We start from the raw sequence: 23232 nt of genomic DNA, 5'->3' as shown, positions 1-23232 counted from the left end.
CGGTAACAGGCAGCATCATGAATGACCCTGAAAAAAAAGCGTATGACATTTCAGATGTGAATGCGGCCCCGCCTTCACCTGACACATTTACTTATATTGAGCTGCTCGATGATGATCAGGCAACCATTACAGACCATGCCGTCTTAGCCAGCGAAACGGCGTTGTCGATCAGCTATAACGGCATCAGTCAGGCCGTAATGATGGTCACCCCAGGAAACATTGAAGATTTCGTCAAAGGATTCAGCCTGAGCAACGACATTGTCAGCTCAGTCGGAGAAATTTACGACATTACCCTGACTGCCGGGTGCGATTCGCATCATGCGGAAGTTGAGATTTCCAACCGGGCTTTCTGGTCGCTGAAAAATCACCGTCGTCAGCTGGCAGGTACCAGTGGTTGCGGGATATGTGGTGTGGAAGCGATTGAACAGGCACTGCCGCCTTTAACACCGCTCACACCGGTGCCGCCCCCCAAAGCCAGCCTGCTGCACAATCTGCGGTCGCGGATCAGTGAAGTGCAGGAAGTCGCCCGCAGCAGTGGCGCGCTGCACGCCGCGTTATATGTCGATGCCACAGGCAACATTCAGCTCTGCCGGGAAGACATCGGCCGTCATAACGCGCTGGACAAACTGATTGGTGCGATGGCTGCTGCCCGCATCAACCCGAAATCCGGCTTCGCCGTGATCACCAGCCGGTGCAGCCTGGAGCTTATCCAGAAGGCCGTCCGTGCCAAAATCGGCACACTCGTCAGCCTCTCCGCCCCTACGGCAATGACCGTCCGCTGGGCGCGGCACAACAACCTGAATCTCATCCATTTACCGCACCGGAGTGCGCCGAGGTTGTATAGCGGGAAGAAAGCATAAGTTGTAAAGGCATTGCGCTTTTAAGTTAGTGATATCGTATTTTCAGCGAAATTGAGTGTGCCGTCTGTTTTACGAAGAACAATCACACGCTCCTCAGGTAAATCGAAATCAACTGCCGTGAGACTGTAATTGACATCATAATGCGCTACGCGGGTGTGCGGATAATACCAAACACCCCAAACTTCTAATGCTTCTGAGCTCATTGATAGATCATCCAGTTTCGCCCAAAGCTTAGCATCCAGCTCACGCATCTTTTCCTCTGCGAAAGACAAAACAAGCGACATTGATTCCCAAACGTCATTCAAGTCTTGATTCACTATCTCAAGACTTCTTTCTGTTCCCAGTACTGATGTATCAACCCAGACAAGAGTACGCTCGCACTGAAACTCAATGCTACCCTGATGCTGACCAAGGATGACGCTCAAAGTTTGTCTGTTCATATACTAATCAGGCAAGCGCGCACCAATGTGCGCCGCTTGCTGACAACTGAGAGGAGCTTTTGAGGTTACGCGCCGATATCTTTCCGCTTTGAACCCACGTCGTAGGTTTTATGCCAGACTCTCACTTGCTTGACTTGTGAAGGATCGCCGGAGAAGGTGAACGAATATTTTTTCGCAGCTTCGTTTGGCACCGTGAACTCAATCTGCTGCCAGCTTGCCAGCGCGTGAGAGAAACCATCTTTATCAATCGTCAGCAGCGCACCTTCTGCGCTGAGTCCAGTGATTTTGACGGGTTTGTTGTGTTTATTTTTGAAGCTCAGTTCCACAACAGTCAAATTCGAATCTTTTTCCGTCATTACACTCACAAGATCGATTTCAATATATTCAAGGGTTTCTTTCTCATTGGTCGCGACAACCGAACCATCCGCACTTTCCGTGGAACTTCTGCCTTCTTTGAAACCTTCAGTCAAACCACTTGAGATTTCTTTCGTGAACTTGACAATCCCTCTTGTCATGTCAGTAATCGTTTCTTTCACTTCAGCATGAGCGCTGGTTGCTGAAAACCCTAGAATGATCAATAACGCTAATTTTTTCATTTTCTTTTTTATTCCCTGAAACAGTCACTGACGAAAATGCCATTTTTTTCGCCAACCAACAATACATTATCACTATAGAGTGCGACCTGCCGCCATTGAACATGAAACCGTACTCAACCCAAGCCGTCCTGACCTGATCTTCTCGCCAGATACAGTGCCAAATTAACTATAGATGAAATCCAGTTTATACGTGGCTGAACCGGGATTTCAGACACTTGATTTCCAAGCCACCAGGCCTCTTCCTGAAACTGCTTATGATGAAAACCCTGATTTTTCTCAGCAACTTGTGAAGGTTACTGAGACCATTCTGGCCGTCAGGCCACCTCTGGATTGTCTGCTCCGGTATCAAAACAGACATATCCAGTCCCTTCTCCTGGTCAGGCCTCATGCAGCGATGCATTGCCGCTGTATATGTTCCTTGCACGATGCTTCACGATTCTCTCTGAGAATAAGGAATCCCTAAAGCGATGATAACATTGACTAGGGAAAATACGCTGAAACGATAATGAACCTGTCGGATCAGCTTGATGTATTCAGCCATGAGATACATGCAAAATTTTGAATCAATATAGAATGAACTTTACATTCGAACATTGTATTTTTCAGATAAACAAAGTTAATACAATTAAAAAATCAGGTACATTCATTTAACGTGGATGAGATCGGATTTGTCAGGATATTGTCAATTATAAATTTGATAGTATAATCACCGCGCTTATCTTAGCTATATACTATTTGGATGTATCATGAACGTAATTAAAACTCTGATTGTTGCTGGTGCAGCGATTTCTGCTGTAGGTTGTTCTACCATTCTGACTGATGAAAACCAGCGCATTAACGTTGTTTCTTCTTCTGATAAGAAATTCACTGTTGAAGTTGATGGCATTGAGCAAACTGCACCAGGCATCATCACTGTGAAGAAAGAAAACAAAGACAAAACACTGCTCGTGACTTCTGAAGGTTGTAAGCAGCAAGTGGCACTGAACAAAGAAGTTGAGCCAACATTCTTCGTAAACATTCTGTCTGGCGGTGCATTCGGTTCAACCACAGACTTCGCTTCTGAAAAAATGTGGCGTTACCAGGATACGCTGCAAATCAACTGCCAATAATCTGTTCAATGCAGTTGTTTCAGTCTTCAATGATAAGAAGCCTTTGGGCTTCTTTTTTTTGTATTCCTCTGAGTTTGCCTGTGATGGCAAAAACACCGTCACATGTGTCAAAGTCACATGAGGTTCAGAACACCTCCTCAACTTTTGCCACGCTCCTGCATGTCAGTGACGAGCAACTGAATATTCAGGATCCCGGGTTTTATTTCTCATCCAACCCGACGGATATTGAGGCCGAGATCGATGCAAATATCGCTCAGCTGACACAGCCGGAACACGCACAAGATTATATTTGCCGTTTTCCGGCACGGGCGCAGTTGCTGGCCGACAGTTACTCGTATATCCCACAGCCGGATTTTTCTCCATGTGGTGAATTACAAACCTATCTTGATGCCGTTTCCGCAAATTCAATCAGCCTGGTCTACGCTTCAGAAAACCTGCTGAGTCCGAGCAGCTTTATGGGGCACGCTTTTATCAAGCTTAGCGAGAACACGCAGGACCCGGGCCATGCCGTCTCTTTCTTTACGGAAGTTGCCGGATTTAATCTGCCCAAGATCATGTTCGATTCCCTTGTCGTCGGAAAAGAAGGTTATTTCATGGTCTCCCCTTACCGGGAAAGTCTGGAGCACTATAAAGGCATTGAAGGCAGGAATGTCTACGAGTACCAGCTCAATCTGTCTGAAAAAGACAAACAACTCATTAAGCTGCACTTGTGGGAACTGAAAGACACCAAAATTGATTACTACTTCCACGACCAGAATTGTGCGTCGATCACGCTGAATCTGATTGCTATCAGCAATCCTGATTTGATGGCACATCGCCGGGACTGGCTGAGCCCGCTGGATTTAATTCAGCTCGCGAACCAGAGCCAGATGATCGAACAAGCCAGCATTACCCCTTCCCTGAACTGGCGGCTGCGCGCCTATGGTGCCTCTCAGACCGATGCGGTAAAGCAATCGCTCGTGAAACAATTAAGCGCCGGTGCGCTGGAAAAAAACGCCATCGACGAAGACAGCCCGGTCGAGCAGCAATTTCTGACCTGGGAATTCTCCAGCGCGCTGAATCAGTATCTGCTGGAAACCGAAGAAATTTCTGAGGCATCTTATACCGACAATGCCCGAGCGCTGGCCCGCTATGATGACCAGTTCGAATCCCTGGCCGTTGACCTGAGTGACTTTAAAAACCCACTCAAGCGTCAAAAAGATGCTCAGTGGCAAATCGGAACCCGCTGGGATCAACAGAATGATCCGGAACTGACGGCCATCTGGTTACCGGCATCACACACGCTCAAAGATGACAACCGGAATGCTTTCAGTGAATCCTCGCTGGAACTGATGAAAATCTCCGTCAGCGCCAGCCGGGATGCGCTCCGTCTGGATAATTTCACCTTATACGCCATCAACAGCTATATCCCTTATGACCCCTTGTTCGGCGGATGGTCCGGCAAATTCTCCGTACAGTGGGACAGAGGAACCGACTTTGCCGAACGGGATAACAAGCGATTGTTTGTGTCCGGCGGTCTCGGCCTGAGCCATACGGTCAATAACGCCGTTCAGGTCTATGCCACGGTTGATACGGAGCTTTCGGCCAGTTCAGACAAAGTCTGGGGTGCCTTTGCCATAGACACCGGTCTGTTCAGCTATTTCAGGCAAGATGTGAAAATCTCGCTTTCAGCCAATACCGTCTGGAACCAGTACGCAGACAGCAATTTTAAGCATAAGGCCTCGGCGACCCTGACTTATCTGGGTCTTGAAGACACCGCTATCGATCTGGGTGCCCAGTATGCCGATATGGCGGAACTGCACGAAACTCAGTTCAATGTCATGTTCCGCCGGTATTACTGACCATCGCATACTGACCATGACAAGGATTCACGTGCCAGCTTTGCCTCCGCTCCGCTGGCACGTGCTCGATGATGAGGACTCAGCTTTCCGCACTCTGACCGGCACAGACTTGTACGACGGCGTGCCGCACTCTTCGTCGATATAGTCCAATGGCACCAGTCTGTTGGCTTCCGGGTAATACGCAGCAACCGATCCGACAGCAATTTGATATTCGATGGCAGTCAGCCCCTGATAAACCATCGGTTCACCCTGTGTGATGGTTTCAAGATCAACGGTATCGCCATGTGACAGCCCGCGACTGGCCAGATCGTCCGGGTGCATGAAAAGTACATCGCGGCGGCCGAATACCCCACGGTACCGGTCATCCAGTGAGTAAATTGTAGTGTTGTACTGATCATGGCTTCGGATGGTGATGAGCCGCAGGACATCGCTTGTTTTGACCTGTTTGTCTTCCAGCAATCCCGCAAAGACATAAAATTCTGCTTTGCCTGACGCTGTGTTCCAGATGCGCTCGGTCGGCGGCAATGGCAGCCTGAAACCGCCCGGTTGACGGATTCGTTCATTGAAGTTCTCAAACCCCGGCACGGTTTGTTCAATGAGATCACGGATCTGGTTATAGTCCGCAGTCAGCGACTGCCACGGGACTTTGCTGTCCGGCAGCGTTGCCTGAGCCATCCCCGCAACAATCGCGATTTCAGAGCGAAGCTGTTCCGAGGCTGGCTTCAGCTTGCCCGCAGATGCATGAACCATCGACATCGAATCTTCCACCGTGACAGACTGCGGGCCGCTTTCCTGTTCATCCAGCTCAGTCCGGCCCAGACAGGGAAACAGAAAAGTTTCTTTCCCCACCAGCAAGTGGGTCCGGTTCAGTTTGGTCCCGATATACACACAGAGTTCCATGTTGCCCATGGCGGGAAAACATTGCGCCGGATCCGGTAAGGCAACGATCAGGTTTCCTCCCAGACAAATCAAAGCTTTCGAAGATTGCGCCACGATAGCCTGCATGGCCTGTACTGCGTCATGACCCTGTGCCGTTGGCGGCTTAAATCCAAAGGTGTGTTCAAGGCGTTGTAAGAATTCAGCAGAAGGCTTTTCCGTAATCCCCACCGTCCGGTTCCCCTGCACATTGGAGTGTCCGCGCAGCGGGCAAATCCCAGCGCCCGGTTTGCCAAAATTGCCCCGAAGCATCAGCAGATCACAAATCAGCCGGACATTGGCAGTCCCCGTATTATGTTGTGTCACTCCCATGCCGTAACTGACAATGGTCGCATTGGATTTGGCGTAAGTCGCTGCAACCATTTCTAAATCGTCACGGGCAAGTCCGCTGATCGTTTCTATTTCTGTCCATGCTGTCGTCTTCAGATCCTCAGCCAGCGCATCAAACCCATTGGTGTGCTGCTGAATAAAGTCTTTATCCAGCACATCCCCAGAATCGGCTTCCATCTCCAGCAAGGCTTTCATGATACCTTTCAGCGCAGCCGCATCGCCTCCGGCCCGCACCTGAAAGTAAGACGATGCAATCCGCGTTGAACGGTACGTTGCCATTTCCACCATATTCTGGGGGTCGGCAAAACGCTCCAGCGCCCGTTCTCTGAGCGGGTTGAAAACAATGATCGGTACCCCCCGGCGCGAAGCCTCATGCAGGGTTCCCATCATTCTCGGGTGATTGGTCCCGGGATTATGTCCGATGGCAATAATCAGCTCACAATCATCGAAATCAGCCAGTGACACCGTGCCCTTCCCGATACCGATAGAGCGCGGCAGACCGACACTCGTCGGTTCATGGCACATATTGGAACAGTCCGGGAAATTATTGGTCCCGTATTCCCGGGCAAACAGCTGATAGAGATATGCTGCCTCATTCGAGGCCCGGCCAGAGGTGTAAAACTCAACTTGCTGTGGCGACAGTTGGCGCAAAATCTCACCGATGCGTTCAAAAGCGGTTTCCCATGCCACCGGCTGATACGTATCCGTCGAGGGATCATAAGCAAGCGGATGGGTCAGCCGTCCCAGATCTTCCAGTTCAAAATCGCTGTAGGTCAGTAAGGTCGACACCGTATGACTGGCGAAATACTCAGGGGTGACCCGTTTGTTGGTGGCTTCCCAGGTCACGGCTTTGGCGCCGTTTTCACAAAACTGAAAGGTGGATTTGTGTTCCTTGTCCGGCCATGCGCATCCCGGACAGTCAAAGCCATCCGGCTGATTCGTGCGCAGCAGCGTGATGGGCGCTTTCACGGTATCCATCTGCTGTCTCACAGCTATCGCCGTGGCTTTCAGTGCCCCCCATCCGCCAGCCGGTGCTTTATAGTTTTTCACACCCGGGACTTTCCGTTGTTTGACCATGTCTTCTCCTTAACCCGCCAGCGAATACTTCAAAAAACGACGGGTGAATAAGAAACCGGCTCGCCAGAAGACGAACCTCACGATGAAGATGTTTATTGGGTATAGGTACGGTGCTGTCTGACGTCAAGGCTGTGCGCCCGGCCGGACATACACTCTAACGCAGAAATCAAGCATACACGGCTGGGCCAGATGGGTGAGTCCGGCATAGGTAAATAAAAAAGGGTGAATAAAATAAGGGCGAATGAAAAAAGGAGAACGAAAAAAATCGGCGCCTGTCAGTTCAGACAAGGCGCCGGGAAAATGATGTGCGTATTTTCCAAAAAGTGAGAGAGCGGAAGGTAACTGAGTCAGTTTCTTTTTCAGTGCGATTCGCTGGCCGTTGTCCAGCGTGCGGCTGCCTGATGATCACTGTCGCGGGCATCAACCCAGCGATCGCCAGCCGGCGTCGATTCCCGTTTCCAGAAAGGAGCCCGGGTTTTCAGATAATCCATGATGAATTCTGCAGCGGCAAAGGCGTTCCCGCGATGCGCACTGCTTACACCAACCAGGACGATGTTTTCGCCTGCGCCGAGCTTTCCAATGCGATGGGCGATAGTGATACGGTTCAGTGCCCAACGCTGCCGGGCTTGCCCGGCAATCTGCTGCAATGCTTTTTCCGTCATGCCGGGGTAATGTTCCAGCGTCAGCGAACTGACTGAATCGCCCAGATTCAGATGTCGGACTTTGCCAAGGAAAGTGACAACGGCACCATCCTGATCATCAGCGGCCAGCCAGTCATGTTCTGTCCGGATATCAAAAGCTTCTGGACAGACCCGAATTCGGTTTAACATCTCAGCCTCCGGTCACCGGCGGAAATAAAGCCACTTCATCCCCGGATTTCAGCGGGTGATCGAACGGTACCATCGTCTGGTTTACTGCCGCCAGCAGCTTGCCTTTCTCCAGCGCCAGCGCCCAGCGATCGCCCCGTTCAGCCAGCGCAGCCCTCAGTTGTTCGACGCTGTCGTAGTGAGCATCCAACTGCAGCGCATCACATCCGGTCAGTTCCCGGACCTGCGCAAAAAATAAAACGTGAATCATCATCTCTCCAAATCACACAATAGCCTGAAGTATCCGCGGTTTCATCATTCCACCGGCTTCAGATGCGGGACAAACTGGCAGGGACGCGTCCGGGCATCCAATTGCGGGGCAATCAGCTGTTCCCATGCCAGACGACAGGCACCGGTTGAGCCCGGCACGGCAAAAATCAGTGTCCCGTTCGCCAGGCCAGCCAGCGCGCGGGACTGTAACGTACTGGTACCGATGTCGTCCCAGGACAGGCGACGAAACGCTTCCCCGAACCCCGCAATGTCCCGGTCAAACAATGGTTGCAGCGCTTCCGGCGTCGAATTTTTTGCGTTGAATCCTGTGCCGCCATTCACCAGCACCACTTGCACCGAATTGCCTGCAATCCAACGCGACACGATTTCACGAATCGCATATTTGTTATCCGGGACGATGTGCGATTCAACCACCTGATGTCCGGCTTCACGACTGACCAACCGGAAATAATCGCCGGACGTGTCATTGCGGGCATCCCGGTGATCGGACACCGTCAGTACAGCCACACTGACCGGCATGAATGAAGAATCAGTTTTGCCCATGGTTGCCTCCTGTCAGCCACCGATAAACGATAAGTTCTGCGTGATCCCTGTATTCCCCTGATGTAAAAAGTGCGTTTGTTTTTTCTGTCCGAGACTATCGGCGATACGTGCCTGTAACTCAGGCAACTGATCATCAGACGCCAGTAAATCGCGAAGCGGGACGCCGTGATCGCCAAACAGACACAAGTGCAGCTGACCAACGGCCGAAACCCGAAGACGGTTGCAGTTGGCGCAAAAATTAGTGTCATAAGGCATGATCAGGCCGATCTCTCCGGCATAATCCGGATGTGAGAAAACCTGTGCCGGGCCATCGCTGCGGCCACGCGGCTGCAACTGCCATCCCATCTCGGTGAGCTGGCGGCGAATGACGTCCCCGGAAATATGGTGCCTGCGAAACAGATCGCCGCCATCCCCGGTTTCCATCAGCTCAATAAAGCGTAACTGAATCGGGCGGAGACGAATCCACTCTAAAAATGTCTTTAGCTGATGGTGATTGATATCCCGCATCAGCACAGTATTCACTTTGACCTTTTCAAACCCGGCATCAAAGGCTGCATCAATTCCGGCCATGACCTGATGAAATTTGTCCTGTCCGGTGATCGCATAAAACTGACGGGCATCGAGACTGTCGAGGCTGACGTTGACGGATGTCAGACCCGCTTTTCGCCAGGCCGCAACATCCCGGGCCATCCGGTAACCATTGGTCGTCATCGCCAGTTGCCGGACAGATTCGTTTTCACGGACCGCGGCGATAATGTCGATAAAATCGCGGCGCAACGACGGTTCGCCGCCGGTCAGACGAACTTTATCTGTCCCGGCCATGGCAAACGCCCGGGTCACCCGGCGGATTTCATCCAGTGTCAGAAAGCTTTTATTCTTGACGTGACCGGGCCGGTAACCCTCCGGCAAACAATAAGTGCACCGAAAATTACACACATCCGTCACGGACAAGCGCAGATAATAAAATTGGCGCTGCCATGTATCTTCAAACTGTGCCACCGGCACGATTTGATCCAGTGTCTGAAATAAATGAGGCGCAGTCACGGCCCCCTCCTTTTCCCTTTTCTGTGATGCTGAAAAGAGTGAACAGGCGGAATGGAAGAAATCAAGATATGGATAATATCCTTTCCATCGAAAACACTATCGATATCCTGATTCCGGCGGGTTGCAAATCAGGGCTGAATTCAGCACAGAGTCATCAATGCATTTTCATGCCGGCAGCCATCATGAATATCCGGATCAAACTGGCAATTAAGGCCAGAGCCAGCACACTGCCCGCCCACAGGTAAGCCATCCAGAACCAGCGTTTCCAGCCATGTTCTGTTGAATGGGGGGTATTTTTTATCTCTTCAGAATGTTCGGTATGAACCACTGATAGTTTCATCTCAGTTACTCCTTTCATCAAAAACTGATGAAATATTGATTGAAAACAAGATCAGATATTATCGATTTATTTATCATTTTAGAGACCCGGATTATCGCGTCAAATCACTGTTATAAATGGGTTCATAGACCGCATTGATGAAGCAATGAATATCCCTGAATTCATTTCTGTTTCTTCGGTGAACAGCAGCCATTGCCCAGAAAATTATTTCCAGAGAAATGATTTTGCGCCTCCTCCCCGCTTGCAGGTAATCCTCACCGAAGCTCAAACCCCGAACGCTACACTCCGAGCCCAACTCCCCGAACCCGACTTCCCAAACCAAGCCGCCAGTTTTGCCTGAAATTGATTTTCTGCGCTCAACACCGGGCAGATGAAATCAGTTGCGAAAAAGCCCCCGGAACCCGTAGCCCCTTGAGAAAAAAAGGCTTAAATTATCTGCTCTACACTCAAAAGACGTGCTTGTCTGTGACGCCGCTGAATCATCGGGCAAGCATAGCTTTCGACTCGTACACTGAATTGCTGACACCGCTGCTGTTCAAGGAAAAAACATGACGGAATACCTTATCTATGCCTTTATTTATCTGATTGCTGCCGTCATTGCTGTGCCGCTTGCACAGCGTTTTGGGTTAGGTTCTGTGCTCGGCTACCTGATCGCCGGTATCGTGATTGGCCCCGTGGTTGGTCTTGTCGGCGAAGAAACCACAACCATTCAGCATTTTGCCGAGTTCGGGGTCGTGATCATGCTGTTTCTGGTCGGTCTGGAGCTGGAGCCCAGATCGCTCTGGGCCATGCGCCACCGATTAGTCGGACTCGGCGGATTGCAAATCGGTCTGACTGCCCTCGCCTTTACCAGCTTTGGTATCCTGATTCACTTGCCCTGGACACTGGCGCTGGCGATCGGGCTAATCCTTGCGATGTCATCCACCGCTATCGTCCTGCAAACCTTCAATGAAAAAGGACTCGGTAAAACGGAAGGCGGTAAAAATGCCTTTTCTGTCCTGCTGTTCCAGGATATTGCCGTCATCCCGCTACTGGCGCTGCTGCCCTTACTGGCATTGCCGGAACTAATTGAACAGGCGCAGGCTGCAACCGCTGCCGCCGCAGAGCATCATGAAGAACTGAGTCTTGTCGCGGGCTTGCCCGGCTGGGCTTATGGTCTGGTGATTACCGCTTCTATCGCCTTTGTGGTGATCGGCGGTCATTATCTCAGCAGACCCTTGTTCCGGTTTGTGGCAAGTTCAGGCTTACGTGAGATTTTCACGGCCACAGCTCTGATGCTGGTTTTAGGTGTCGCAATTTTGATGAGTCTTGTGGGACTCTCTCCGGCACTGGGCACCTTTCTGGCGGGCGTGGTCCTGGCCAACAGTGAATTCCGGCATGAGCTCGAATCCAATATTGACCCGTTCAAAGGTCTGCTGCTGGGTTTGTTTTTCATTACAGTCGGCGCCGGGATCAACTTTGACATCCTGTTCAGTAAATTCTTCACAGTCATTGGACTGACGCTGGGGGTTATCGCTTTAAAAGCCTTTGTGCTGTATATGCTGGCTTTCATCTTCCGCATCCGGAACAGCAACCGCTGGCTGTTTACCCTGAGTCTGGCGCAGGCCGGTGAATTCGGTTTTGTGCTGATCAGTTTTACCGTGCAGAACCATGTACTGCCCCCCGGACTGGCTCAGATTCTGTCGCTGGTAGTCGCCCTGTCAATGATGCTGACACCGGGACTGTTTATTCTGTTCGACAAAGTGATTCTGCCCCGCTTTGAACAGTCCTCGAATGAACGGGAAGCGGACAACATCGATGAACAAGGCACCGTCATCATCGCAGGGATTGGCCGTTTCGGCCAAATTATCAACCGCCTGCTGATTGCCAATGGGGTCAAAACTGTGGTGCTGGATCACCAGTCATCCATTATCGACACCATGCGAAGAATCAATACCAAAGCCTATTTCGGCGATGCCACCCGTCACGACCTGCTTCACACCGCTGGGATCGAGCAGGCCGCCATGGTAGTCATTGCGATGGACAATCCGGAAAGCAGCATCAATCTGGTGAAATACATCAAACACAGTTACCCCAGAGTCAAAGTGCTGGCCCGGGCCTATGACCGGGGACACATGTATCGTCTCCGTCAGGCCGGTGCCGATGTGATTGAAGCCGAAACGTATCATTCCGCACTGGAAATCGGCGGTGCAGCCCTGAGGGAACTGGGTTATCCGCCCCGGCTGGCACAACAACAGAAGCTGGCTTATAAACGGGTAACGGAAGAGCTGTCTGCCAGCCTGTATGAAGCATGGCTGGGCGAATCGGGCGGCGGTGAGCGGTTCGACAATAACTACCTCAAACTCTTCCTGCAATTTGAAGATCGAATCAAAGAAGAGATGGCGTTTGAGCGTTCGAATCATGAATCAAATCATGAGTCTTAATTACACTGATGCTTATTTTGGCCTGAATAACCCATTTTAAAACCAAACTTCTGCATATCCAGTATATGCAGAAGTTACCCTTTCATGTTGAATCAGTCGGCTATGTTTCGATTTAAAAAACTTGAAATTTCATGCGACCAAGCTGATGGATTTTCAAGCTGAACCGCATGACCACTCTCTACTTCACCGTGTTCACAATCTTTAATTCGGCTCACAACATCCTGAACCATCTTTGCAGGAATCAGCGTATCGTGAGACATCCCCATCACCAGCGTTCTTGCATGAATATTTTCCAGATAATGACGAATATCAATATTCATTCCCAGTTCAATTCTGAGATTGGTATTCATTGCACTTTCACGATGACATATCTTCTCAATCATCTCTTTCCCCAGTTGGGAAAGAAATGCCGGACTCAGGACATGGCTCAGCGCAAAAGACATCGACAGCCTGGTGTTGGATTCCTCTAACGCCTTCCACGTACCAAAAATCAGCTGATGCCGGGGATCATCTGAATCACACCATGGTGAGCTGAGAATCAGTCGGTTCACATATGCCGGGTGTCGGCCAGCGAGTGCCGCTGCAACCACCGCACCCAGAGAGTGCCCAACGAGATCAACCTGACTGACGCCGTAATCATCTAAAATCGCAACGACCTGATCGACTAATGTTTCTACCGTGATGCCGCCACAAGGAAGTGTGGAGTCACCACAGCCAGCATAATCCGGAATAATGACTTTCCGGTTCAGACTGAACCGGGGATGAATCTGGCCAAAGCTGGACTCACCGTCGCTGTTTGTGCCATGCAAGAAAACCAGCGGGGTCAGCACATCTTCTTTCTTTTCCTCAGGCAAATAGACTGTATACGAAACTCTTGAATGAGATAACTTGACTGTTCTCTTCATGAACCTTCCTGATCATACTTTGTCATTTGCCTGTCTCCACTGGTTCAATATGAGCATTCATTTCAGTCATTCACGCGATTTACCACATCCAATCAACAGTGGTGATTGAAATGAAACACATGGATAAGCCATGAATTTCCATTGGATTCAAAATTATCGGCTACATCGCTGAATGGAATAACCTGATTGAATTGGCCAGCACTATAGAAACATTCCTTCTCGCAATCAACCTTTTAAAAACAATAGGTTAAATATCAATAACAGATTTCTTGTTGCACGGAAAACATTCCGCCTGTAAGTGCATCCCCTATTTCAAACCAAGCATTTTTCTGTCCGTTTACCCGGTTCAAATAAACGGGCATAGTCTGACATTCATGCATCATTAATCTGAAAGAAGGGTCCATGACACTACCGCCACGCTCAATCCTGGATTTAGCGCCTGTTGTTGAAGGCGCCGATTTCTCAACAACTTATGCGCGTTCCGTCTCTTTAGCGCAGCATGCCGAAAAGTGGGGCTACAAACGGTTCTGGCTGGCTGAACATCACAACATGCCAGACATCGCCAGTGCTGCAACATCGGTGTTGATCAGCCATATTGGTGCCAAAACTTCGTCAATTCGGCTGGGTTCCGGTGGGATCATGTTGCCCAACCATGCGCCACTGGTGATTGCCGAACAATTCGGTACGCTGGAAGCCCTGTATCCGGGCCGGATTGATCTGGGGCTGGGCCGTGCGCCGGGTACTGACTATCCCACCATGCATGCTCTGAGACGTGACCCGGAACACATGGATCCGAACTTTGATGAACTGTTAGAAGAACTGCAATTTTTCATGGGTCCGGTCTCGCCCAACCAACCGGTAAAAGCTTGTCCCGGCTCCAATGCCGAAGTACCGATCTGGCTGCTGGGCTCCAGCACTTACAGCGCCCGTCTGGCCGGCATCAAAGGGCTGCCATTTGCTTTCGCCTCACACTTTGCGCCGGATGCAATGATGAGCGCGATCCAAATCTATCGCGATCATTTCCAGCCCTCCGAACAGCTGTCGCAACCTTATGTGATGATTGGAGTGAACGTGATTGTGGCAGACACCGATGAGGAAGCACAGTATCTGGGGACCACCGAGAAGCAAAAATTCCTCAATATGATCCGCGGCGTTCAGGGCAAGATCCCGCCGCCGGTCTGGAGCATGGAATCCCTGTGGCTGCCCCATGAGAAACTGCAGATTGAAAACCAGTTGCGGGAGTCGATCCACGGTGATCCCGAAACCGTTCGCAGTCGTCTGATGGATCTGGTCGAGCGCACACAAGCTGATGAGATTATGGCGAATGCCCTGATCTTTGATCAGGAGAAAAAGCTGCGATCGTATGAGTTGCTGGCGGAGCTTTGAATTTTCCCCCCACCTGATCCAGTGCTCCCGCAATCGCGGGAGCACTTGTTGAAAGAAATGAAGACAGAAACGATCGGACTCAGGCCACGCGAGCGGCTTTCCGGAACGTCAGCAGCCTTGGCAGCAGCAGGCCAAGAATCACGACGGCAATCCCGATCAGTTGCAGTGGTGTCACCGGCTGCCCCATCAGAAAAGCTGTAAAGACCGCAAAGACAGGCACAAAGTTGAAGAACAGCGCTGCCGTTGGGGAACCCAGGACCCGGACACCATTCAGCCACAACAAATATCCGGCCACTGTACCGAAGACACCAATATAAACGACTTCCGTCATACCTACAGAAGTACTGCTGAAAAACTCTGCAAACGGACGGACTTCCGGGGTCGCCAGACACATCAGCCCAATCACAGTGGCACCACTGATCATCCCGACGAATGTGTAGGGGATGACAGGCATCCAGCGGCTGATTCCCTGACTGCAGTAGGTGTAAAAACTCCACGCAAACATGCCGCAGAAAATCATCTTATCGCCCTGATTGAATTGCATATTGAACAGCGCATCCAGATGACCATTGGTGATCACCACCAGGACGCCGGACAAACTCACCACAAGGCTGAGACATTGCAGAAGAGTTGGCAACGTGCGCATCGCCACACAGGCAATGAGTGCCGTCATCAGCGGGCTCAGCGCCATAATCAGCGAACCGTTGGTTGCCGCCGTATGTTCAAGACCGGTAAACAGGCCGAGATTTAGGCCCCCCACCCCGACTGCACTCACGGCAATCACCCAGACCCATTGTTTTGCGGTTAATTTAAACCGTTCAGAACCCATGACCAGAATATAAAGCGCCAGACAGGCCGCCGCGATGGTGAATCGCCAGAAAACCAGGGTCAGCGCATGCACTTCATTCAGAGCGTGTTTACCAATCGGAAAGCAGCTGCCCCAAAAAAAGCTGCAGATAATGAGCAGGACAACCGCTTTCATTGTTGAAGATGAGTTCATCGTTTCTCCAGATGACTTGTCAGAAGATAATCGATAGTCTATTAGTTTCAGTATATGGATAAACAGGCAAAATTAAGACAGTAAATCTCAAAAATGAAATCTAACTACTCTCTCGACGATCTGCGCTGTTTTTGTTCAGTTGCCAGACTGGGCAGTTTCAAACTGGCCGCAGAAAACCTCGGCATGCCCTTGTCTACCCTCAGCCGGCGTATCCGTCAGCTGGAGACCGATCTTCAGTTGCGGCTGTTGAACCGGGATGCCCACCGTGTCTCACTGACCCACACCGGCCAGCAGTATTTTGAACGCTCAAGCACCTTATTTGATGAGCTGAGTGATATCGGGGAAGATCTGCACCGGGATAAGCATGAACCCAAAGGGAAAATTCGCATCAGTGCTCCCATTAATGCCGGGTCACAGTTTCTGCGCGACATCTTTTTAGAATTTTTACAGCAGTATCCGGAGATCCAGCTTGATCTGCAGTTTTCAAATACCCTGATCGACATTGAAGCGCAGGCCATGGACGTTGTGTTCCGGGTTGGCACCCCAGTGGTCGAAAACTGGATTGCCCGGCCTCTGAAAGATATCCATTTTATTGTCTGTGCGCACCCGAATTATCCGGTACAGACCATCACGCACCCTGACATGCTCGGCGAACATCCTTCCATTCTCTGCCATCCGATGAACATCTGGCAGCTGGCGCACCTGAAAAACGGGCAGACGTTTGACCACCAGCCTGCCAAAGCCATTCGTATGGAAGTTGATGAAATTCGGATGCTGACCCACGCCATTCAGGCGGGTCTGGGGATTGGCTACATTCCCGATTATTACGCCCTGCCCATGATTGAACAGGGCGAACTCAGCCGTGTACTGCCCGACTGGCGCAGCAAACCCCGGACTTTATTTATGCTGTACCGAGACCGGGATCATCTGCCGATGCGGGTGCGGTTATTTGTCGCTTTCGTGATGGCACGGTTCGGGCAAACGGGCAAGGCGCATCAGCCGGATAAGCAGGCCATACACGAGTGAACCCAATCAGCTCGGATGCATTGTCCTGTGCAACTTCCACCCATTCCGGATTCAGCACAAGACGATGCTTCGTGCATTTTTCCTCCGTATCCCCTTTATGGAGGCAATCACCAGTCGCGCACGGTTCACGCATGGCCCGTGCCTTTCTGCTGCGTGTCTTTCTGAAGCGTACCTTCCTGCAGAATAGTCGTCAGTCCTTCGCGGAAAGTCGTGACCTGAAACTCAGGAAAACGAGCCTTGAATTTGTCTGAAATAAAGATGTTGTCCTCGCCATAGCGGGGCAAAAGCTCGGCCGCATCCCGCACGGTACGGTTGAACAATCCCGCCAGCCTGAGCTGCCAGTGTTTCACCACGTTGTAACGTCCTTCCACACCCATGATGTCCGCAGCAAGCGCAATGAACTGACGGTAAGTCAGACGGTTGTCGTCACAGGGTAAGTGCCAGGTCTGCTGGAAAGCATCCGGCGTATTGCCGAGCAGCGCCATTGCACGACTGGCATCTGGCGTGTAAATCAGGCTGCGCAGCGTATCGTCGCGCAGGAACACCCGAGCCTTTTGCCCCTGCTTCAGCGGACTGAGGATTGTCGAATTGGTAATGCTCTGCGTCTTACCCGGACCGTAAAATTCAGGCGCCCTGCAAATCATGGCTTCCACCCGGCCTTGCGCAATGGCGTCATTCAGTTCCGTGGCTATTAATGCCCGTACCTGACCTTTTTGACCATCCGGCTGAAATTCGGTCGCTTCTGTTTGCGTTGCACTGCTCTGCGGGTACATATAGGTATTATCAAAAAATACCAGTTTCGCTCCCTGCTGCGCACACGCCTCAATAACGTTCCGCATCAGAACCGGCCATTGCGTGATCCAGCGCTGTGTATCCATCGGCAACCCGGCAGTCAGATACACAATGTCTGAACCTTCAACCGCCCGTTGTGCAGCTTTCGGATCAAGCAAGTCGGCACTCAGCAACTGATCGGTCTGATTCACCGGTTGCGGGTTCCGGCTGACCAGCCGGATATCCGGGGTGAAATCCTGCTTCAGACTCACGGCCAGTTCTCGGCCGATCTGGCCGTTTGCCCCTAATATCGTTTGCATACCTTCGTACTCCTTCAACTGTCGATGTCTGCAATGAAGGAATCCTAAGGTTAAAGTTCACTTGAATGTCAATGGTTATGCTGAACCCTTTTCGGCGCAGCACACAACCGGATGAAAGACTTGACCTTCAAGTGAGCTTTAACCTTAAGCTGCAAATATCCCGATACTCAGCAAGTGATGATGCCTTTCATCAATGTTAACCCGCCAGAACAGGAGCATCAGAGATGGCCCGGCGAATTCTTCACGTGGTCACCAACACCACACACTATGCAGACCCATCAACGCCAACCGGCCTCTGGCTGTCAGAACTCACCCACGCATGGCAGGTTTTTGCAGAATATGGATTCGAACAGGCCATTGTGAGCCCCATGGGCGGGCACGCACCACTGGACCCTCGTTCCCTCAAGTGGCCGAATCTGGACGCGACAGCCAAAGCCTGGCTGGCCGATCATCATCGGATGGCACTGCTTGAAAACACCGCCACACCCGAAGACATCGATCCGGCGCTTTTTGATGCCATCTACTTTACGGGCGGCCATGGCGCCATGTGGGACTTTCCAGATCACGACGGATTGCAGAAGATCACGCGTGACATTTACGACCACGGCGGTGTTGTTGCCTCCGTCTGTCATGGGTACTGCGGGCTGCTCAATACAAAGCTGTCAGACGGTACGCTGCTGGTCGAAGCACGGCGCATCTCAGGCTTTTCCTGGCGGGAAGAGATTCTCGCGGGCGTTGCGAAAAAAATGCCCTACAACGCAGAATCTGAAATGAAGCAGCGCGGTGCACGCTTCCGGAAAAACTGGCTGCCATTTACAGCCCGAGTTGAAATGGATGGCCGGCTGATCACCGGTCAGAATCCGCAATCGGCTCAGGCAACCGCAAAGCAGGTCGCTGTGCTGCTGACAACCAGAGAAAATTCATCAAAGATGGAATCAACAAACTGAAAAAGCGGAGGGTTCTCTGACATTCATGCTGAAAAACAACATGTTTGACAGCGGGTTAGCCTTTATCCTCTTTCGTTATCGGTTCACTCAGACCAAGTTGCGACAATACCCGCCCGGCATTCGTCACACAATCCATATCATCGGGTTTGGCTTCTATCTCCGCCAACACCTGAACTAAATGCGCTTTGCTTTCTGTCAATTGTTGCTGCAAGACTTCAATGTCCCGAATTTTTTCACGGAGAGTATAGACCAGCGAGTCGTGGTCCCACCGTGTTAAATCTGATGGCAATAACATGCGCAGCTCATCCAGACTGAATCCTGCTTTCTGAGCCGTCAATATCAGATGGAGTACCTGGACGGCTTCCGGCGGATACGTCCGGTAACCATTTGCCTTGCGCTGCACCACCTTCAGCAAACCAATACTCTCGTAAAAACGAATGCGGGATGGGGCGACACCTGTGCGTTTCGCCAATTCCCCAATTTTCATCGTGTCCGCCTTTTTCATCTGTCTGACCTGAACCTTCAATCAAAGGTTACCACTCTCAAGCCGGGATGACACAGATACCTCGTCATGCCTTTTGTCTTCTTTTCCGGATCAAGTGCATTCAGGTGTACATTCAATCCCCAATCAATCCTTCTGCACAACACGAGCAAAAAATCAGGTCACTCCCCGCCACAGTGATTCAGCGGATTACGACCTGATATGCGGTGCGTCAGAACACGAGATTGACTGCACCGGTTGCTTCATTGGAAGATCTCAGACAGTGCGCCGCTTTTACACCCGCACTTTCGGAATCAATCCCCCCGGTGCCAACCGGTAGCCCTGGGGGCTGCCATAACGGCTGAGCCGTTTTCTCCGACCTTTCCGAAACCGACAGCTGCGCTAATGCCTCGGCATCGAAGATCTGTGTCCAGGCACCATCATCCTGCTGTTGCACCCCCGGAGCAGCCTCAGCAAGCTGAAACTGCCGCTCGGGAGACAGCGCACACTGAAGCACCGTCGTCAGACTGACCACACAGTACACCAGGATGCCGAGGAGTGGTTCCTGCCAGTCATTCATCCTATGGCCTCTTGGAGCTCTGATGTGGCTGACGTTTTTGCTTCACCGGACTGTTTCTGCCCCCGCTTCGCCAGCAGGTAATAAAACAGCGGGGTCAGCAAGAGTCCGAACACGGTGACACCAATCATGCCTGAGAAAACCGCAACTCCCATGGCCTGACGCATCTCGGCGCCTGCGCCGGTCGAATACACCAGAGGCGCCACACCCATGATAAAGGCAATGGAAGTCATCAGAATCGGTCGTAACCGCAACCGGCTGGCTTCCAGAATCGCTTCTTTGACCGAGTACCCCTGATCCTGCAACTCTTTCGCAAATTCGACGATCAGGATGGCATTCTTGGTGGCCAGCCCGACCAGCACGATAAAGCCAATTTGCGTCAGGATGTTGTTATCACCGCCGTAGAGCACCACCCCGCTGAGCGCAGAAAGCAGGGTCAGCGGAATAATCAGAATAATCGCCATCGGCAAGCGGACACTTTCATACTGAGCGGCCAGCACCATGAACACCAGCAGGATCACCAGTGGATACACATAGAGGTTGCTGTCTCCGGTGATCATTTGCTGATAGGTCAGTTCCGTCCATTCATAGCTCATGCCTCTGGGCAGGGTTTCAGCCAAAATTTTCTCGATGGCTGCCTGAGCTTCCCCGGAGCTGTAACCCGGTGCCGGACCGCCATTGATCTCTGCCGTCATAAAGCCGTTGTAATGCATCACGCGATCCGGCCCGGCGGTATCTTTCACATGGATGAAAGAATCAATCGGCACCATGTCGCCCTGCGCATTCCGGACTTTGATCTGCCCGACCTGCGTCGCATCCTGACGATACGCCTGATCGGCCTGCATATTGACCTGATACGTCCGGCCAAACAGATTCAAATCATTGACATACGTTGAACTCAGATAGCCCTGAAGCGTCTGGAAAAGCATATCCAGATTCACGCCCTGCTGCATCGCTTTGGTTCTGTCGACTTCAATATCCAGCTGCGGCACGTTGACCTGATACCCTGAGAAAACCCCGGCCAGTTCTGGCGTCGCTGCCGCCTTTTGCATCACCGTCATGGTTGCCTGATGCAACGCCTCAAAACCCAGCCCGTTCCGGTCTTCAATCTGCAGCCGGAATCCGCCAATTGTGCCCAGGCCCATCACCGGCGGTGGTGGGAAGACCGCGACAAAGGCTTCTTCAATCCCGGCATATTGCTGATTCAGCCGGGCAGCGATCGCATACGCACTGGCAGCCGGATCCTGACGCTGGTCAAAATCATCCAGCATCACAAATACAATGCCGCTGTTGGAGGCATTGGTGAATCCGTTGATGCTCAGTCCGGGAAAGCCCAGTGTATTCGTAACCCCTGCCTGCGCCTGCGCCAAATCAGACATCTTTTTCAGCACCGCATCGGTGCGATCCAGCGAGGCTGCATTCGGCAACTGTGCGAAAGCAATCAGATACTGCTTGTCCTGCGCCGGAATATAACCGGTCGGTGTGGTGGCAAACTGATAGCCCGTCAAACCGAGTAAGGCCACATAAGCCACAGCGGCGATTGCACCGGCACGAATCACTTTACGCACTACCACGCCGTAGCCATCTGACAAGGCGCTGAAGAACCGGTTAAACGGGTTGAACAGCCAGCGGCCAAACAGACGGTCCATGCCGCGGGTCAGCCAGTCTTTCGGTGCATCATGCCCTTTCAGCAACAGCGCTGATAATGCAGGGCTCAGCGTCAGCGAGTTGATCGCGGAAATGAAGGTTGAAATGGTAATCGTCAGCGCAAACTGCTTGTAAAACTGGCCGGTCAGTCCGGTCATAAATGCCGTCGGAATAAACACCGCAGCCAGCACCAGCGTGGTCGCAACAATCGGCCCGGTCACTTCACGCATGGCTTTTACCGTCGCATCAACCGGAGACAAGCCCTCGCTGATATTCCGCTCGACGTTTTCCACCACCACGATGGCATCGTCCACCACGATGCCGATTGCCAGCACCAGACCAAAAAGTGACAGTGCATTGAGGGAGAATCCCATCAGCAGCATAAAGGCGAATGTACCGATCAGCGACACAGGCACCGCCACCAGCGGAATAATCGACGCCCGCCAGGTTTGCAGAAACAACACCACCACAGCAACGACCAGCAGCACCGCTTCCAGCAGCGTCTGAATCACGGCTTCAATCGAGCCCCGCACGAACACCGTCGGGTCATAGGCGATTTCGTAAGACACGCCTTCCGGGAAGTCTTCCGCCAGACGCGCCATCGTCTCGCGAACATCATTGGAGATCTGAATCGCATTCGAACCGGCGGCCTGGAAAATACCGATAGCAGCGGCATCCTGATTGTCCAGCGTAGAGCGCAGCGCGTAGGAATCCGCGCCCAGCTCAATCCGGGCCACATCTTTCAGGCGGCTGATTTCACCGTGCTCACCCACGCGGATGATGATGTTTTCAAACTCTTCAACGGTCGACAACCGCCCTTTCACATTAATCAGTAACTGATAATCCGAGTGGGTTGCCGGTTGCGTGCCCAGGCTGCCCGCCACGGCCTGCTGGTTCTGCTGACGGATCGCTTCCGCGATATCCGCCGGGGTCAGATGCAACGCAGCCACCTGATTCGGATCCAGCCAGACCCGCATACTGAAGTTGCCCGCACCAAACGACCGGACAGAGCCGACACCGCTGACTTTCGCCAGCTCATCTTTCACTTTGAGATTGGCAAAATTGGATAAATACAGCATGTCGTAACGGTCATCCGGCGAGAACAGATGCACCACCATGGTCAGGTTGGGCGATGACTTTTCCGTCACCACACCCAATCGCTGCACTTGCTGCGGTAAGCGCGGCAACGCCCGGTCGACCCGGCTTTGCACCTGAGACACCGCCAGATCCACATCGGTGCCGATGGCAAAGGTCAGGGTCAGCGTCATCATGCCGTCTGCGGTGGACTGCGAAGACATATACAACATGTTCTCCACGCCATTGATTTCCTGCTCCAGCGGCGAGGCCACGGTCTGGGCAATCACGTCGGGATTCGCGCCGGGATATTTTGCGCTCACGACCACGGTCGGCGGCACGACTTCCGGGTATTCAGTGACCGGCAACTGCCAGACCGCAATACTGCCGATAATGACAAACAGCAGTGACAGCACCGAGGCAAAGACAGGTCTGCGAATAAAATATTGTGAAAACATAGAA

The 23232-nt window shown here is 51.8% G+C and carries 21 protein-coding genes; 7 read left to right on the top strand and 14 right to left on the bottom strand.

Annotation, left to right across the window (positions count from 1 at the left end):
- Nucleotides 1-17 precede the first annotated feature (17 nt).
- Entirely contained in the window at nucleotides 18-860 is an 843-nt protein-coding gene (fdhD, locus tag L4174_RS05960) for a formate dehydrogenase accessory sulfurtransferase FdhD (protein WP_248139516.1), read from the top strand.
- Nucleotides 861-880: 20 nt separating this feature from the next.
- Here fdhD and L4174_RS05955 read toward each other — a convergent pair whose 3' ends face one another.
- Both L4174_RS05955 and L4174_RS05950 read right to left on the bottom strand, forming a co-directional pair.
- Nucleotides 881-1300, bottom strand: coding sequence for a hypothetical protein (locus L4174_RS05955; protein WP_248139515.1), 420 nt, complete (start codon nucleotides 1298-1300; stop codon nucleotides 881-883).
- A gap of 65 nt (nucleotides 1301-1365) precedes the next feature.
- Nucleotides 1366-1896 (bottom strand): hypothetical protein, encoded by a 531-nt coding sequence (locus L4174_RS05950; protein WP_248139513.1) that lies wholly within the window; start codon nucleotides 1894-1896, stop codon nucleotides 1366-1368.
- 746 nt (nucleotides 1897-2642) lie between these two features.
- On the opposite strand from L4174_RS05950, the gene L4174_RS05945 reads away from it, so the two are divergent.
- On the top strand, nucleotides 2643-3005 hold the full coding sequence (locus tag L4174_RS05945; protein ID WP_248139512.1) for an adenosine deaminase: 363 nt from the start codon (nucleotides 2643-2645) through the stop codon (nucleotides 3003-3005).
- Between the two features lie 104 nt (nucleotides 3006-3109).
- Complete coding sequence (locus L4174_RS05940) at nucleotides 3110-4846, top strand: DUF4105 domain-containing protein (RefSeq protein ID WP_248139510.1); 1737 nt, start codon at nucleotides 3110-3112, stop codon at nucleotides 4844-4846.
- 27 nt (nucleotides 4847-4873) lie between these two features.
- Here L4174_RS05940 and L4174_RS05935 read toward each other — a convergent pair whose 3' ends face one another.
- The 6 genes from L4174_RS05935 to L4174_RS05910 all read right to left on the bottom strand — a co-directional run bounded on the left by L4174_RS05935 (nucleotide 4874) and on the right by L4174_RS05910 (nucleotide 10213).
- Nucleotides 4874-7189 (bottom strand): FdhF/YdeP family oxidoreductase, encoded by a 2316-nt coding sequence (locus tag L4174_RS05935; protein WP_248139509.1) that lies wholly within the window; start codon nucleotides 7187-7189, stop codon nucleotides 4874-4876.
- A 359-nt stretch (nucleotides 7190-7548) separates the two neighbouring features.
- The gene (gene moaE, locus L4174_RS05930; protein WP_248139507.1) at nucleotides 7549-8019 is read right to left on the bottom strand and encodes a molybdopterin synthase catalytic subunit MoaE; all 471 of its coding nucleotides are present in this window, start codon (nucleotides 8017-8019) and stop codon (nucleotides 7549-7551) included.
- 1 nt (nucleotide 8020) lies between these two features.
- Nucleotides 8021-8266, bottom strand: coding sequence for a molybdopterin synthase sulfur carrier subunit (gene moaD, locus L4174_RS05925; protein ID WP_248141602.1), 246 nt, complete (start codon nucleotides 8264-8266; stop codon nucleotides 8021-8023).
- 44 nt (nucleotides 8267-8310) lie between these two features.
- Nucleotides 8311-8829, bottom strand: coding sequence for a molybdenum cofactor biosynthesis protein B (gene moaB, locus L4174_RS05920; RefSeq protein ID WP_248139505.1), 519 nt, complete (start codon nucleotides 8827-8829; stop codon nucleotides 8311-8313).
- A 12-nt stretch (nucleotides 8830-8841) separates the two neighbouring features.
- On the bottom strand, nucleotides 8842-9846 hold the full coding sequence (gene moaA / locus L4174_RS05915; protein ID WP_371929396.1) for a GTP 3',8-cyclase MoaA: 1005 nt from the start codon (nucleotides 9844-9846) through the stop codon (nucleotides 8842-8844).
- Nucleotides 9847-10027: 181 nt separating this feature from the next.
- Nucleotides 10028-10213 carry a DUF2474 domain-containing protein gene (locus tag L4174_RS05910; RefSeq protein ID WP_248139503.1) on the bottom strand — a complete coding sequence of 62 codons (186 nt, stop codon included), beginning with the start codon at nucleotides 10211-10213 and terminating at the stop codon, nucleotides 10028-10030.
- Nucleotides 10214-10761: 548 nt separating this feature from the next.
- On the opposite strand from L4174_RS05910, the gene L4174_RS05905 reads away from it, so the two are divergent.
- Nucleotides 10762-12636: a monovalent cation:proton antiporter-2 (CPA2) family protein gene (locus L4174_RS05905; RefSeq protein WP_248139502.1), complete on the top strand. Its 1875-nt coding sequence runs from the start codon at nucleotides 10762-10764 to the stop codon at nucleotides 12634-12636.
- A 92-nt stretch (nucleotides 12637-12728) separates the two neighbouring features.
- Here the strand turns inward: L4174_RS05905 and L4174_RS05900 are convergent, their stop codons facing one another.
- Nucleotides 12729-13541, bottom strand: coding sequence for an alpha/beta fold hydrolase (locus L4174_RS05900; RefSeq protein WP_248139500.1), 813 nt, complete (start codon nucleotides 13539-13541; stop codon nucleotides 12729-12731).
- 402 nt (nucleotides 13542-13943) lie between these two features.
- On the opposite strand from L4174_RS05900, the gene L4174_RS05895 reads away from it, so the two are divergent.
- Nucleotides 13944-14927: an LLM class flavin-dependent oxidoreductase gene (locus L4174_RS05895; RefSeq protein WP_248139498.1), complete on the top strand. Its 984-nt coding sequence runs from the start codon at nucleotides 13944-13946 to the stop codon at nucleotides 14925-14927.
- A 79-nt stretch (nucleotides 14928-15006) separates the two neighbouring features.
- Here L4174_RS05895 and L4174_RS05890 read toward each other — a convergent pair whose 3' ends face one another.
- On the bottom strand, nucleotides 15007-15927 hold the full coding sequence (locus L4174_RS05890; protein ID WP_248139496.1) for a DMT family transporter: 921 nt from the start codon (nucleotides 15925-15927) through the stop codon (nucleotides 15007-15009).
- Nucleotides 15928-16020: 93 nt separating this feature from the next.
- On the opposite strand from L4174_RS05890, the gene L4174_RS05885 reads away from it, so the two are divergent.
- Nucleotides 16021-16953 carry a LysR family transcriptional regulator gene (locus L4174_RS05885; protein WP_248139494.1) on the top strand — a complete coding sequence of 311 codons (933 nt, stop codon included), beginning with the start codon at nucleotides 16021-16023 and terminating at the stop codon, nucleotides 16951-16953.
- Nucleotides 16954-17078: 125 nt separating this feature from the next.
- Here the strand turns inward: L4174_RS05885 and L4174_RS05880 are convergent, their stop codons facing one another.
- Nucleotides 17079-18044, bottom strand: coding sequence for an NAD-dependent epimerase/dehydratase family protein (locus L4174_RS05880; protein WP_248139493.1), 966 nt, complete (start codon nucleotides 18042-18044; stop codon nucleotides 17079-17081).
- Nucleotides 18045-18268: 224 nt separating this feature from the next.
- Between L4174_RS05880 and L4174_RS05875 the strand changes: the two genes are divergently transcribed.
- Entirely contained in the window at nucleotides 18269-18991 is a 723-nt protein-coding gene (locus L4174_RS05875; RefSeq protein ID WP_248139491.1) for a type 1 glutamine amidotransferase domain-containing protein, read from the top strand.
- A 55-nt stretch (nucleotides 18992-19046) separates the two neighbouring features.
- On the opposite strand, the gene L4174_RS05870 is transcribed toward L4174_RS05875, so the two are convergent.
- The 3 genes from L4174_RS05870 to L4174_RS05860 all read right to left on the bottom strand — a co-directional run bounded on the left by L4174_RS05870 (nucleotide 19047) and on the right by L4174_RS05860 (nucleotide 23228).
- Complete coding sequence (locus tag L4174_RS05870; protein WP_248139489.1) at nucleotides 19047-19478, bottom strand: MerR family transcriptional regulator; 432 nt, start codon at nucleotides 19476-19478, stop codon at nucleotides 19047-19049.
- Between the two features lie 226 nt (nucleotides 19479-19704).
- A complete protein-coding gene (locus L4174_RS05865; protein WP_248139488.1) occupies nucleotides 19705-20052 on the bottom strand; it encodes a hypothetical protein in 348 nt (115 codons plus the stop codon).
- The gene (locus tag L4174_RS05860) at nucleotides 20049-23228 is read right to left on the bottom strand and encodes an efflux RND transporter permease subunit (RefSeq protein ID WP_248139486.1); all 3180 of its coding nucleotides are present in this window, start codon (nucleotides 23226-23228) and stop codon (nucleotides 20049-20051) included. The genes L4174_RS05865 and L4174_RS05860 overlap by 4 nt, the downstream gene beginning before the upstream one ends.
- Between the last annotated feature and the right edge of the window lie 4 nt (nucleotides 23229-23232).

This window comes from Photobacterium sp. CCB-ST2H9 (assembly GCF_023151555.2).
Classification (GTDB): domain Bacteria; phylum Pseudomonadota; class Gammaproteobacteria; order Enterobacterales; family Vibrionaceae; genus Photobacterium.
The sequence above is the reverse complement of the archived record's forward strand: the minus strand, read 5'-3'. Positions and strand labels throughout refer to the sequence as shown.